The following is a 14,185-nucleotide window of genomic DNA, read 5'->3' as shown; positions in this document are numbered from 1 at the left end:
ATATAAAATACTACTGAGGTAGCCATGAAAGAAGTACGTATTTTTACCGATGGAGCATGCAGAAACAACCAAAGTGACGTGAATACGGGCGGTTGGGGCGCTGTTCTCATCTACAACGAACATGAAAAAGAAATCTACGGCGGTGCCAAAAACACCACCAACAATATTATGGAGCTTACAGCCATCATAGAAGCACTAAAGCTTCTAAAGACGAATGAAATTGATCTTACGATCTACAGTGATTCTGCTTACGTCGTAAATGCTTTTCAGGAGCGCTGGATCGATTCGTGGATTTTAAATGGCTGGAAGAACTCTCAAAAAAAGCCAGTAGAAAACCAAGAGCTTTGGAAAGAGCTCTTAGCTCTTTTAGAGCCCATAAAAAAAGTACGTCTCTTAAAGATTAAAGGCCACCTGAAAAGTGATGCAAAAAGCTTGCAAAACTGGTATGATAAATTTTGTATTCAAGAGTCTGTGACATTTGAACAATTTAAAGAGCTCGTCCAATATAACAACAAAGCAGACGAGCTAGCAAATAGGGGAGCACAAGAGGCGGAAACATGTTAGCAAATAATACTAAAACTTTTATATACCACGCACTTTGGTACTTTGTAGTAGCAGGTGTCTTTTTTATTGAAAAGAGCAGAACCATTTTGGCGCAGTTCATTCCAGATGAGACGCTAAGACTTCTCGTCATGGGAGGAGCTACCATCATCTTCAGTCTGATCTTTACGATTCTCTTTATGGAACCGATGGATTCTTTTGGAAAAAATGTAGGTTCAAATGTGACGCTCATTCTCTTAGATGTCGGTGTGATCACATTGAGTGCCATCATGTATCTCTTTAAACGCTTGAGCCTTTATCAGACGATCATGACGGGACTCTTTATCATCCTACAACTACTCATCGTCTTCATCGTCATGAAGCTAAAGGGAAATAAGGAAGAAACCTACTAGACCTCAAAGGAGGTCTTTTTTTAAGGAGAAAAATGAAGGAACGTATCGTTACGATCGAGGGCATGAGCTGCTCGGCTTGCTCACAGGCCGTCGAAAAGGCGCTCTTACGAGTAGAGGGCGTCAAAGAAGCCGAGGTCAATAATGTCACGAAACAAGGACGCATTTTCTACGACGAAACGAAGGTCGCCCTCGAGGACTTTCGAGGAGCCATTGCAAAGGCTGGTTATGAACTCGTCGATGAACCAGAGGAAGTAGAAGAAGAGGGCATCGATAAGACGCTCTACTGGCTCGTAGGGCTCACCTTTCTTCTACTGATCTTTTCCATGGGACCGATGCTAGGACTTACTCTTCCTCGCTTTATTACGCCAAAGATCAACGCGACCATTCAGCTTCTATTGGCACTTACGGTCATGGTGATCGGTAAAGAGTTCTATCAAAGGGGAATAAAGAGCCTGCTTTTAAAGAGTCCCAACATGGACACACTCATCGCCGTGGGAACGAGTGCAGCCTTTCTCTTTAGTCTCTATCACACCTTCTTAATCTTTAGTGGCCACGATCACTACGTTCATGAGCTCTACTTTGAAACGGCAGCGACGATTATTACACTCATTAAGGTGGGAAAGACTTTAGAAGAGCATTCCAAAAGGAAGACGACCGATGCTGTAAAGAAGCTCATCGGGCTTCGACCGAAGAATGCCATCCTCATAGAAGGTGACGAGACGAGAGAAGTTCCTACGGGAATGATTCATGAAAACGACATCATTCTCGTCACACCTGGGATGAACATTCCCTTAGATGGCATCATCGTCTCAGGGAAGAGCACGGTCGATGAATCGATGCTCACAGGAGAGAGTGAACTCTTAGAAAAGGCCGAGGAAGACTCTGTCTTTAGCGGTACCTTAAACATCTCGAATGCCTTGACCATACGTGTTACAAAGGTTCAGACGGAGTCGCTATTAAATCAGATTATTGAACTCGTGGAGCGTGCTCAACTTAAAAAAGCACCCATTGCACGCTTTGCCGATAAGGTGAGCGGTGTCTTTGTACCGGCGGTCATGCTGATCGCACTCATTAGCTTTATCGTGTGGTTTTTTGTTAGTAAGGATCTTAATTTTAGCATTCGAATCTTTGTAGCCGTCCTCGTGATCGCTTGCCCTTGTGCCTTAGGCCTTGCGACGCCTACTGCCATCATGGTGGCATCGGGAACGGCTGCTAAAAACGGCATCCTCATGAAAAGCGGAGAAGCGCTTGAAAAGGCGCACCAGATTACATCGGTCGTCTTTGATAAGACGGGAACGCTAACAGAAGGAAAGCCTGAAGTCGTCGAGTGGAAGAACCTTTCAGATCTACCGGATGAAAGGATTCTAGATCTCGTTTCCAGTTTAGAGCGCTTTAGTGAGCACCCCTATGCTACGGCTATTCTAGACCTCCATAAGAAATCACTTTCTGTCGTAAATTTCAAGAGTCACGCAGGCCTTGGCGTAGAGGGTGACATCGAAGGATTACACTTACTTGCAGGAAATAGAAAGCTCTTAGGAATCGAAGACGAGACGTCAGAAGTAGGGATCTACTTTAGTATCGATGGCGTTCTCGCTGCAACGTTTGTCCTAAAGGACGCTCTAAAGAGCACCTCAAAAGAAGCCGTAGCGACGCTAAAAACCATGGGAATAAAGCCTATCATGCTTACAGGTGACAGAGAATCCATCGCAAAAGAGATCGCAAAAAAAGTAGGAGTTGAAGAGTTCTACGCTTCCGTTACGCCAGAAGAAAAGAGCGAGATCATTAAGCGCATCCAAGAAAAAGGTGAGGTCGTGAGCATGGTCGGTGACGGCATCAATGACTCGGTGGCACTTGTCACAAGTGACGTGGGAATCGCGATGGGAACAGGAACCGATATTGCGATGGAGAGTGCCGATGTGGTGCTCGTGCACGGAGACCTCTTACGCGTCGCTTCGACGATCGAACTCTCACGTAAGACCATTCGAAACATTAAAGAGAACCTCTTTTGGGCTTTTATCTATAACATCATCGGAATTCCTTTTGCAGCAGGTATTCTCTATGCCTTTGGAGGACCGCTACTAAACCCCATGATCGCAGCCCTTGCCATGAGTCTCTCTAGTGTGAGTGTCGTCATGAATGCCTTACGTCTCTCCCGTGTAAAGCTCTAATGGGAGGGTATTAGTAATTCGCACGGAAAGGAGCAAAGATGAGAAAAAAATTTGCTGTAAAAAATATGCGCTGCCAAGGCTGCGTCGGACGTGTAAGAACGATTACGTTTGCAAACGGTGCTGACGGAGCAGAAGTCGATCTTACGACGGGAACATCTTTAGTAGAGGTCGACGATACCTTTGATACCGATAAGTATCTTTTAGCACTTGAAGAAGCAGGATATCCTGCAAGAGAAGTGCCACTCGAAGAAAAGGATCTCGAAGCAGTGCTTTAAAAGGGGAGAAATCCCCTTTATACATAAGGAGAATATCATGAAACATCAAGAAATGCTTGAAAAATACGCAAAATTACTCGTAAACTTCGGTCTCGCGATTAAGCCAGGCGACAGCCTCGTTATTCGTTTTGACCAAGAAGGTCTACCGCTTGCTAGACTCTGCCAACGCTATGCTTATGAAGCTGGGGCAAAGGACATTGAGCTTAAGTTCTCTGATCCTGAGATGACGCTCAATTTCTACAACTACGCTTCTCCTGAAGCCCTCGAATACGCTCCCAGCTACAGAGTTGAATACATGGAAAAGATGTACCTCGATAAGCACCATCTGCTTTCGATCGGAACGCCGAATCCAACGCTCTTAAAGGAAGTCGATCCCAAGAAGATTGCAACGGTTCAAAGAGCACTTTCTGTAGCTAATAAACCTCTCGATAAGTATGTGATGGAAAACCGCGTCAAGTGGTTAGGAGCTTGTAATGTCGGTAAAGCGTGGGCAAAGCTCGTATTCCCTGATCTTCCAGAAGAAGAAGCCATCGAAAAACTCTGGGAGAAGGTATTCTTTGCGACGAGAGTCGATCTCGAGGATCCCATTGAAGCTTGGAAGGAACACGACCGCAAGCTCAAAGAACACGAGAATTATCTAAACGAAGCTCGCTTTGAAAAGCTTCTTTATAAAGGACCAGGAACAGACCTCGAAGTTTACCTCGTAGAGGGTCATGCTTGGGTCGGAGGAAGCTCTGTGAGCCCTGATGGTGAGCTCTTCATGGCAAACATTCCAACAGAAGAAGTCTTTACCATGCCTCACCGCGATAAAGTAAACGGTACGATTCGTGCAACCATGCCTCTAAGCGTTCGTGGAACAGTCGTCGATGGATTTTCTTTCACGCTTAAGGATGGAAAAATTGTCGACTACAGTGCAAAAGAAGGTTATGAGACGCTTAAGGGCCTTCTTGAAACGGACGAAGGAGCACTCCACTTTGGAGAAGTCGCTCTCGTAAGCCACAACTCACCTATTAGTAATACGGGAGTCCTCTTTAGAAATACGCTCTTCGATGAAAATGCCTCCTGTCACTTTGCCCTGGGTGCAGCCTATGGTGAGAATCTACCAGGAAGCACCGAACGAAGTGATGAAGAAAACCTAAAGCTTGGAATGAACGACTCACTCATTCACGTCGACTTCATGGTCGGAAGTAAAGAGCTCGAAGTCATCGGCGTGAAAAAGAATGGAGAACAAGTCGTCCTCTTAAAGGATGGAGACTGGAGAATCTAGGAGGAAGGATGATTGTTATTGCGATCGTTCTCATACTTTTAGTCGGGTATATTGCTATTACCTTTAATAAGCTCCAACGCGTTAAGACACGCGTCAAGATGCAATGGGCCCACGTCGATGAGGAGTTAAAAAGACGCTCTAGCCTCATTCCACCACTCGTTGAAGTTGTAAAAGGATATGAAGGCTTTGAGAAAGCGACGTTAGAAAAGCTCACAGAGATAAAGCGCATGATGGAAGCTGGAGACCTCGAAAAAGGAGTCATCGCATCAGAAAGACTTAAGGAAACCATTTCTTTCGAAAGCTATCCTGAGCTAAAGACGTCTGAAGTCTTCTTAAAGCTTCAAAAGGAGCTCTCTGAAACGGAACAGCAGATTGCTGTCATGAGATCCTTCTATAACACCACCGTGAAGAAGTACAACATCGAGGTGGAAAGCTTTCCTCAATCGATCGTAGCGAAGCTCTTTGGTTTCCATACAATTCCCTTCTTAGAAATCAACTAACATAAAAAAGGATCGTGTTCAAAACGATCCTTTCCTTTTTTTCTAACGATTATTCTTATTATGCTTCTTCTTTAATCGTCTCTTTTAAACCAGCTGCAAGTGCTGCCATTCCTTGAATCTCTGAAGGAATAATGAGTTTACTAGATGGTGAAGAACTGATATTTTGAAGTGCTTCAAAGCCCTTTAAGCTTACAACTACATCCTTAGGAGCATTCTCTAAGAGGAGCTTCATACCTTGAGCGTTCGCCTTTTGTGTTAAGAGGATCGCGTCTGCATCACCCTCTGCACGCTTAATGGTCGATTCGCGGTAAGCTTCTGCTTGAAGGATCTGAGCTTGCTTTTCACCTTCTGCGATGAGGATTGCCGATCTCTTTTGACCTTCTGCACGAAGAATGCTTTCACGACGTTCACGTTCTGCACGCATTTGCTTTTCCATCGCCTCTTGGATGTCCTTTGGAGGGAGGATGTTCTTAAGCTCTACGCGGTTTACTTTGATTCCCCAGGGATCCGTTGCTTCATCGAGGATGGAGCGCATTTGCGTATTAATGATGTCGCGACTTGTAAGTGATTCGTCGAGCTCTAGGTCACCGATGATGTTACGAAGTGTCGTAGCTGTGAGGTTTTCAATGGCACTAATGGGATTATCGATACCATAGGTGTAGAGCTTTGGATCGGTAATTTGGAAGTAGACGACGGTATCTATCATCATGGTGACGTTATCTTTTGTGATAACGGGTTGTGGAGCAAAGTCGACGACGCGTTCTTTTAAGCTGACCTTTTGAGCGACAGCTTCAATAAAAGGCATCTTAATATGTAGTCCAGTATCCCAAGTTTCTTTGTAGCTTCCGAGTCTTGTGACAACGTATGCTTGTGATTGGGGAACGATTCGGATGTTAACCGATATGATCCAGATCGCGATGAGAATAAGTAAACCAATTAAAATGAGTCCTGCCATAACTTCTCCTTATTTTACGATGAGTTTGACACCTTGAATGGAAATGACCTCAAAGGCATAATCCATAGGTAAGGGTCGATTATCCTCTGCTTCAATCGTCCACACTTGATTTTCTACTCTTCCTACCCCGGGGTGGAATTCACTCGAAGGGCGAGTGACGACACCTTTTTTTCCGATCAAACGATCGGCATTCGTGGGTTCTACCGAGGAAAGAGTCTTTTTTACAAATGGACGTAAAAGCAGTAATAGTACGATACTAGCTACGAGAAAGACGCCGATTTGTACGACAATGGAGTCGACAAAGAGAGCGATAATCATCGCTGCTAGCGCACCACCGACAAACCAAATGGTCACCAAAGCTACCGTCATGGCTTCGATGATCATAAGGACGACTGCTAATATGAGCCACAAGACCGGTGGATTTGAAATCAAAAAATCCATAGGGGCTCCTTTCTTTTTTTATCACACTATTTATACCTACTTCTTTGAAGTGTAAACAAAGGCTTGCAAAGCTTTAAAAAATTCGTTATTCTAGGCTTAGAAGCATTGAAGAGCACAAGTACAGAGTGTGTCCCTTTATAGAAAGTCTCTGGTGGATGGAAAGAGATAAGGAAGCACTTTTGGAATACAGCTCGGAGCTCTTAGGCTGAAAGAAGTAGGCCTAAGCGTTGGTAGCGTTAAATCCTAAGAGGTAGCAAAGCTACGAAGTAAGGTGGTACCGCGAGACACTCGCCCTTTTTGGGGCGAGTTTTTTATTACAAATTTAAAGGAGGAGAACATGTCGAGAATTTACGAAGAACTGGAAGAACGTGGTTTTATCTATCAAGTTTCCCACGAAGAAGTCAAGGATGTTTTAAACAACAGTCAGATTACATTCTATATTGGTTTTGACATGACGGCAGATTCCTTAACGGTAGGTCACTTTCAGACCCTCATGGTTTTAAAGCGCCTACAAGAAGCAGGTCATCGTCCGATCATTTTAATCGGCGGTGGTACAACACTCATCGGTGACCCCACAGGTCGTGATGAAGTTCGAAAGATGCTTACAGTTGAGACCATTCAAAAGAACTCCGAAGCGATTAAGAAGCAGATGGAGAAGTTCATCGACTTTTCTGACGGAAAAGCCATCATGCTTAATAATGCCGACTGGCTACTAAAGCTCAATTACCTAGAGTTTTTAAGAGATTACGGTCCCTGTTTTCTCGTAAACCGCATGATTCACATGGAGACGTATTCCAAGCGCCTCGATCAAGGCTTAAGTCTTTTGGAGTTCAACTACATGCCGATGCAAGCCTATGACTTCTTACATCTCTATAGAACTGAAAACTGTACGGTTCAGATGGGTGGAAGCGACCAGTGGAGTAACATCCTAGGTGGAGTCGACCTCATCAGGAGAGTCGAAGAGGGAGCACAAGCATATGCTGTAACCTTTAACCTTTTAACGGGTGCCAATGGTCAAAAGATGGGAAAGAGCCTCGGTGGAGCGATCTACCTCTCTGCTGAAAGGACGTCGCCCTTCGACTTCTTCCAGTACTGGAGAAACGTTCAAGACAGTGAAGTTGAGATGCTCTTTAAGCGCTTAACGATGTTCCCACTTGATGAGATTCAAAAGCTAACGGCCGAGGGCGGACAGGCATTAAATCATGCTAAGGAAGTCCTTGCCTATACGCTTACAGAGATGGTTCACGGAAAGGAAGAGGCTGAAAAGGCACTATCTGCAGCACGTGCCTTATTCCAAGGTGGAGCAGATGATACGCACATGCCAACGAGTGAACTAAAGGGACTCGTAGGAAGAGAACTTTTAGAAGTACTCGTAGAGATCGGACTCATCGCTTCAAAGAGCGAGGGAAGAAGACTCATGAGTCAAAATGGCTTACGCCTAAATGATGAGCTCCTAACGGATCCTTTTGTCTTACTAAAAGAAGAGGACTTTAAAGAGGGAGGAGCGATTGTTCGAAAGGGCAAGAAAATCTTCCATAAGCTTGTAAATGCATAAACCTAGAGGATGAAAACATCATCCTCTTCTTTTTTTTGCCCTAAAAATTATTACGCCATAGTAACAAAGTGATCAAAAAATGTCGCTTAGATACTAACGTACGTTCTTTGACTTTCTAACCTTTAGAGGCTATGATAGAGGTGTATATTTTAAGGAGGAATAATGAGCAAGTTGCAAATGAAAACGATGGACGGCAACACGGCTGCTGCACACGTAGCCTATGCCTTCACAGAAGTTGCTGCAATCTATCCGATTACTCCATCTTCAACCATGGCTGAGGTTGTCGATGAGTGGGCAGCACACGGAAAGAAAAACATTTTTGGCCAGCCAGTACTCGTTCAAGAAATGCAATCAGAGGGTGGTGCTGCTGGAGCAGTTCACGGATCACTTCAAGCTGGTAGCTTAACATCCACATTTACTGCATCCCAAGGTCTTCTCCTCATGGTTCCAAACATGTACAAGATCGCTGGTGAATTACTACCATGCGTCTTCCATGTCAGTGCTCGTGCTATCGCTACACATGCTCTAAGCATCTTCGGCGACCACAGTGACGTCATGAGCGTTCGTCAAACGGGCTTTGCATTACTCGCAGCTGGTTCTGTTCAAGAAGTTATTGATATCGCAAGTATTGCACACCTTTCAACGATTAAATCAAGCGTTCCTTTCGTAAGCTTCTTCGACGGATTCCGTACATCACACGAAATTCAAAAGATCGAAGTCATCGACTATGCAGACTATGCACGTCTCGTAGACCAAGAAGGATTAAAACGCTTTAGAGAAAAAGCACTTCGTCCAGAAAAACCAATTACACGTGGTACGGCTCAAAACCCAGACATCTTCTTCCAAGCAAAAGAAGCATCCAATCCTTTCTACAATCGCGTTCCTGGCATCGTAAAGGAATACATGGGTGAGATCGAAAAGATCACTGGCCGTCATTATGATTTCTTCAACTACTACGGCGCAGCAGATGCTGACCGTGTTATCGTTGCTATGGGCTCTGTAACAGAAGCTATTGAAGAGCTCGTTGATTACTTAAACGCACGTGGCGAAAAGGTCGGTCTTGTAAAGGTTCACCTCTATCGTCCGTTCGTTACAGAAGCACTCTTAAATGCTATTCCAAAGACAGTTAAGAAGATTGCTGTACTCGATCGCTGCAAGGAGCCAGGTGCTCCAGGCGAACCACTATACTTAGACGTTCGTAGTGCTTTCCAAGATCAAGAAAACGCACCTGTTATCGTAGGTGGACGTTATGGTCTCGGTTCCAAAGATACGACGCCATCACACCTCTATCCAGTATTCGAAAACCTCAAAGCTGATGAGCCAAAGAATGGCTTCACGATCTCTATCGTAGATGACGTGACAAATACATCACTCGAAGTGAAAGAACAAGTTTCTATCGTTGATGAAGGAACCGTTCGTTGTAAGTTCTGGGGTCTTGGTTCTGACGGAACGGTTGGTGCTAACAAGTCTGCTATTAAGATCATCGGCGACAACACCGACATGTACGCTCAAGGTTACTTCGCATACGACTCTAAGAAGAGCGGTGGTGTAACGATCAGCCACTTACGTTTTGGTAAGAAGCGCATTCGTTCAACCTACCTCATCGACGAAGCTGACTACATCGCTTGCCATAACCAAGCTTATGTAGAGCAATATGACCTCGTAGAGGGACTCAAGAAGGGTGGAACATTCGTACTTAATACAACATGGACACCTGAAGAAATTGAAGCTCACCTTCCTGGTCAAATGAAGCGTTATATCGCTAATAACGACATCAAGTTCTATACGATCAATGCTACAGAGCTCGCTGAAAAAGTTGGTCTCGGTGGACGCATCAACATGATCATGCAGACAGCGTTCTTCCAACTTGCTAACGTTCTTCCGATCGAGCAAGCGATTGATCTCTTAAAGAAAGAAATTGAAAAGACCTACGGTAAGAAGGGTCAAGACATCGTTCAAATGAACTACAACGCTGTTGACCAATCGATCGCAGGACTTCATAAGTTCGAAATTCCAGCTTCATGGGCAACAGCTGAAGATACAGTTGTCAAGGCTCTTGAAGGTGAACCAGAAATCATCGAAAAACTCCTCCGTCCAATGAGTGCTCAAGCTGGTGACAAGATTCCAGTAAGTGCTTTCGTTGGTCGTGAAGACGGTTCATGGGATGCAGGTACAAGCCAATACGAAAAACGCGGTATCGCTGTTAACGTACCTGAATGGCAAAGTGAATTCTGTATCCAATGTAACCAATGTTCCTTCGTCTGCCCACATGCTGCTATCCGTCCATTCCTCGTAGATGCTGACGAAAAAGCTAAGGCACCAGAAGGATTCAACACCATTAAGGCTATTGGTAAGGGACTTGAGAACTTCGAATACAAGATTCAAGTTTCTACACTCGACTGTACAGGTTGCGGAAACTGTGCTGATATCTGCCCAGCTCCAAAGTCAAAAGCACTCGTGATGAAACCAATCGAAAGTCAAATGGAACGTCAAATTCCAAACTGGAATTTTGCTATTAACCTACCTGAGCGCACAGGCGTTATGGATCACACCAACGTCAAGGGAAGCCAATTCAAGAAGCCTCTCTTCGAGTTCAGCGGCGCTTGCGCAGGTTGCGGTGAAACACCTTATATCAAGGCTGTTACACAACTCTTCGGTGATCGCATGATGATCGCTAACGCTACGGGCTGCTCCTCCATCTGGGGTGCATCAGCTCCAAGCACACCTTATACAAAGAATGCTGAAGGCAAGGGTCCATCATGGGCAAACAGCCTCTTCGAAGATAACGCAGAGTTCGGCTTTGGTATGGCAATCAGCGTAGAGAACAAACGCAACGTCATGAAGTTCCATGCTGAAGAAGCTATGAAGAAGAACATCGCTCAAGACATCAAAGATGCTCTCAAGGGCTGGATCGAAAACATGGCTGACTACGATCTCTCCCTCCCATATGCTCAAATCCTCGAAGAAAAGCTAATGGATGAGAAGAACTTTGGCGATGCCAAGGAAGATCTCCAAGTTCTCGCTGATAACAAAGACTACCTACGCAAGAAATCACAATGGATCCTAGGTGGTGACGGTTGGGCATACGACATCGGTTACGGTGGACTCGACCACGTTCTCGCTCAAGGCAGAGACGTAAATGTCCTCGTATTCGATACAGAAGTTTACTCCAACACAGGTGGACAATCCTCCAAGTCAACACCACTTGCAGCTGTTGCTAAGTTCGCTGCAGCAGGTAAGAGAGTTGGTAAGAAGGACCTCGGTATGATCGCAACGACATACGGATACGTATATGTTGCTCAAGTTGCTATGGGATCCGATAAGAACCAATTCTTAAAGGCGATCAAAGAAGCTGAAAGCTACCACGGACCATCCCTCGTCATCTGCTATGCTCCATGTATCGCTCATGGTATTACGACAGGTATGGGAACGACACAACGTCAAGAAGAAAAAGCTGTTAAGGCTGGTTACTGGCACCTCTGGAGATTCGACCCAAGAAAAGCTGATGCTGGTGAAAACCCATTCACACTCGACTCCAAGGAACCAACAGAGAGCTTCAGAGACTTCATTCTCTCCGAGCGCCGCTTCACAATCCTCAAGAATACTTTCCCAGAGGAAGCAGAAGCACTCTTTGCTGAAACAGAAAAAGCTGCACGTAACCGCTACCTAAGCTACGTTCGTATGGCAAATATGGATTATTCCATCAAATAAATGGGAATAAGTGCACTGTAAGGTGCACTTATTTTTTTTTATCAAGAAAAGGAGAATTCATGAAAAAGTTTTTAGCTGAGCTTTTTGGAACGATGATGCTCGTCCTCATCGGTTGTGGAACAGCAGTCGTTACAGGAGGCTTAAACGCCGGTCTCGGCACAGGTTTTGTTGGTGTACTAGCCATCAGTATGGCTTTTGGTATTAGTATCGTCCTCGCGGCTTATTCGATCGGCCCTGTAAGTGGAGCTCACTTAAATCCAGCCGTAAGCTTTGCCATGCTTCTCGATGGACGCTTGAGTTTCGGTAACTTCATCGGTTACGTCGTAAGCCAAGTGGCAGGTGCTTTTGCTGGTTCTGGTATCATTTACTTCCTCTCTCAGGAAACGGGTGGTTTACTCTCAGGAACAGGTGCTAACGGCTTTGGAGAACTGAGTGCAGTCAAGCTTTCCATGGTCGGTGCTATCGCAGCTGAAGTCGTTTTAACCATGATCTTTGTATGGGTCATCTTAGAAGTTACGAGAAGTGAAAAGAACAGCGCTGTCGCAGGTATCGTCATCGGTCTTAGCTTAGCTGGCGTTCACCTTATCGGCATTCCTCTCACAGGAACGAGCGTGAACCCTGCAAGAAGCTTAGCACCAGCCGTCTTTGCAGCAGGAACAGCACTTGAACAAGTGTGGGTCTTCTTAGTAGCTCCTATGGCAGGTAGCTTACTCGCTTGGATCTTCCATAAGATTACAAGAAACGAAGAACCAAAGCTCGTTGAAGCGGAAGGAGCAACACTCGTTGTAACAGAAGCACCGAAGCTTGTAAAAATTGACGAACAAAAGCTTGCTGTAAACCAAGAACCAACGCCTGTTGTCGTTGAGGAACCAACGCCAGCGGTTGTTGAAGAAGTAAAAGAAGAGATTCAAGAAGAAGTAAAAGAACAAATTCAAGAACAAAATCAATAAGAAAAAGGAAAGAGTGATTCCTACGGAATCACTCTTTTTTCATATCTCAATTTCTTTAAATCGCTCTGCGACTTCGACCTCGTAGCCTTCGCCTTCAAGGAAGATCTTAAAGCCATCGATCGTTTCCTTTTCACCGTGGGTTAAGATGATCTTTTTAGGGTTTGCTTGTCTTACAAAGCTCAGAAGATCCGCTTGATCGCCGTGGCCACTAAAGCCAGGAACCTTAATAATCGTAGCATTATTTTCAACCTCGAGTTCTTGAATGCGTACGACTTTTTTCCCTTCTAAGATTTCTCTACCGACTGTTTCTTCTGCTTGGTAACCAACGAAGATAACCGTCGTATTGGAGAAGGGGAGAAAGCTTTGAAGGTGATGCTGAATGTGTCCACCTTCTGCCATGCCACTCGAACTGATGATGACTTTAGGAGTCGTCTTCTTATCTAAGATAAAGGACTGCTCTGCTTCCTTTAGGACGTTTACGTTAGGAAGATTTAAGAGTTCTGCTTTAAAGTTCGGGTTCATCGCATCGTAGTTTTGCTTGTAGAGATCGAGTCCTTTAATCGCTAGCGGTGAATCGATATAGATGGGGATGTCGTAGAAAACATCGGTGACGTTGTGATCGATCGCATACTTATGGAGTCCATAGAGAATCTCCGCCGTTCGACCGATACTAAAGGCTGGAATAATCACCGTATGGCCTTTGGAGAACTGAATCATGATGGTTTCAAAGAGCTTCATAAAGGCTTGTTCGATCGGTGGATGTAAGCTCATGCCATAGGTCGATTCGAGAAAGAGGACGTCGGAATCTTTGGGATCGGTAAATTCTTGATAGAAGAGGCTGTTTTTTCTTCCTAAGTCACCGGAAAAGGTGATGACCTTTCCTTCCGTTTCGATCGTCACATAAGTGGAACCGAGTAGGTGACCAGATGGATGGAGGGAGAAGCGAACGTCCTTCTCTTCATAGGTCTTTTCGAGTGCAATCGGATAGAAGAGGCTACGAACGCGCTCGTAATCTTCTAGCGTATAGAGTGGATCTTCTTCTTTCGATTGAATGTTTGCAGAGTCCTGAAGGAGTGCTTCAACAATATCTCTCGTCTCATAACTCATAAAGATCTTTCCAGAAAAGCCAGCTTGTGCTAATAGTGGAAGTCTTCCCGAGTGATCGACGTGAGCGTGGGTAATAATAACAAAGTCTAGATCCTTCATAACGAAGGTGTAGGGGTCTCGGTTTTTAAGCTTGGTCTCCGTAGGACCTTGGAAAAGTCCCATATCTACGACAAAGTTCGACTCTTTGGTTTTAAAATGGTAGGACGATCCTGTTACTTCTAAGGATGCGCCTTCGGGTGTGATAATCATAATGACCTCCGCTACCAATATACCCAGAGAATCGCGGTTGAATTATTACAGTAT

General features: G+C 44.9%; 12 protein-coding genes and 1 other annotated feature. Of the genes, 9 read left to right on the top strand and 3 right to left on the bottom strand.

Annotation, left to right across the window (positions count from 1 at the left end; all coding sequences use genetic code 11):
* Positions 1–24 precede the first annotated feature (24 nt).
* From ACUB3H_RS03070 to ACUB3H_RS03045, 6 genes are read left to right on the top strand one after another with little or no spacing between them, the layout of a single operon-like run.
* Entirely contained in the window at positions 25–564 is a 540-nt protein-coding gene (locus ACUB3H_RS03070; RefSeq protein ID WP_459129186.1) for a ribonuclease H family protein, read from the top strand.
* The gene (locus ACUB3H_RS03065) at positions 558–953 is read left to right on the top strand and encodes a hypothetical protein (RefSeq protein ID WP_459129185.1); all 396 of its coding nucleotides are present in this window, start codon (positions 558–560) and stop codon (positions 951–953) included. Before ACUB3H_RS03070 ends, ACUB3H_RS03065 begins: the two co-directional genes overlap by 7 nt.
* Positions 954–985: 32 nt before the next feature.
* Positions 986–3,121, top strand: a complete 2,136-nt coding sequence (locus ACUB3H_RS03060; RefSeq protein ID WP_459129184.1) for a heavy metal translocating P-type ATPase — start codon at positions 986–988, stop codon at positions 3,119–3,121.
* A gap of 38 nt (positions 3,122–3,159) precedes the next feature.
* Complete coding sequence (locus ACUB3H_RS03055; RefSeq protein ID WP_459129183.1) at positions 3,160–3,396, top strand: heavy-metal-associated domain-containing protein; 237 nt, start codon at positions 3,160–3,162, stop codon at positions 3,394–3,396.
* Between the two features lie 37 nt (positions 3,397–3,433).
* Complete coding sequence (locus tag ACUB3H_RS03050; RefSeq protein WP_459129182.1) at positions 3,434–4,663, top strand: aminopeptidase; 1,230 nt, start codon at positions 3,434–3,436, stop codon at positions 4,661–4,663.
* Between the two features lie 8 nt (positions 4,664–4,671).
* Complete coding sequence (locus tag ACUB3H_RS03045) at positions 4,672–5,163, top strand: LemA family protein (RefSeq protein WP_459129181.1); 492 nt, start codon at positions 4,672–4,674, stop codon at positions 5,161–5,163.
* Between the two features lie 58 nt (positions 5,164–5,221).
* On the opposite strand, the gene ACUB3H_RS03040 is transcribed toward ACUB3H_RS03045, so the two are convergent.
* Complete coding sequence (locus ACUB3H_RS03040; protein WP_459129180.1) at positions 5,222–6,118, bottom strand: SPFH domain-containing protein; 897 nt, start codon at positions 6,116–6,118, stop codon at positions 5,222–5,224.
* Between the two features lie 9 nt (positions 6,119–6,127).
* Positions 6,128–6,559: an NfeD family protein gene (locus tag ACUB3H_RS03035; protein ID WP_459129179.1), complete on the bottom strand. Its 432-nt coding sequence runs from the start codon at positions 6,557–6,559 to the stop codon at positions 6,128–6,130.
* 96 nt (positions 6,560–6,655) lie between these two features.
* Positions 6,656–6,858: a binding site (T-box leader), on the top strand.
* A 38-nt stretch (positions 6,859–6,896) separates the two neighbouring features.
* Between ACUB3H_RS03035 and tyrS the strand changes: the two genes are divergently transcribed.
* The 3 genes from tyrS to ACUB3H_RS03020 all read left to right on the top strand — a co-directional run bounded on the left by tyrS (position 6,897) and on the right by ACUB3H_RS03020 (position 12,775).
* Positions 6,897–8,114, top strand: coding sequence for a tyrosine--tRNA ligase (tyrS, locus tag ACUB3H_RS03030; protein WP_459129178.1), 1,218 nt, complete (start codon positions 6,897–6,899; stop codon positions 8,112–8,114).
* A 162-nt stretch (positions 8,115–8,276) separates the two neighbouring features.
* Complete coding sequence (nifJ, locus tag ACUB3H_RS03025; RefSeq protein ID WP_459129177.1) at positions 8,277–11,825, top strand: pyruvate:ferredoxin (flavodoxin) oxidoreductase; 3,549 nt, start codon at positions 8,277–8,279, stop codon at positions 11,823–11,825.
* Entirely contained in the window at positions 11,822–12,775 is a 954-nt protein-coding gene (locus ACUB3H_RS03020; protein ID WP_459129842.1) for an MIP/aquaporin family protein, read from the top strand. The genes nifJ and ACUB3H_RS03020 overlap by 4 nt, the downstream gene beginning before the upstream one ends.
* Positions 12,776–12,814: 39 nt before the next feature.
* Here ACUB3H_RS03020 and ACUB3H_RS03015 read toward each other — a convergent pair whose 3' ends face one another.
* Positions 12,815–14,131 (bottom strand): MBL fold metallo-hydrolase, encoded by a 1,317-nt coding sequence (locus ACUB3H_RS03015; protein WP_459129176.1) that lies wholly within the window; start codon positions 14,129–14,131, stop codon positions 12,815–12,817.
* Positions 14,132–14,185 lie beyond the last annotated feature (54 nt).

Source organism: Guggenheimella bovis, assembly GCF_054492335.1.
This window is presented reverse-complemented; position numbering and strand designations above follow the sequence as displayed.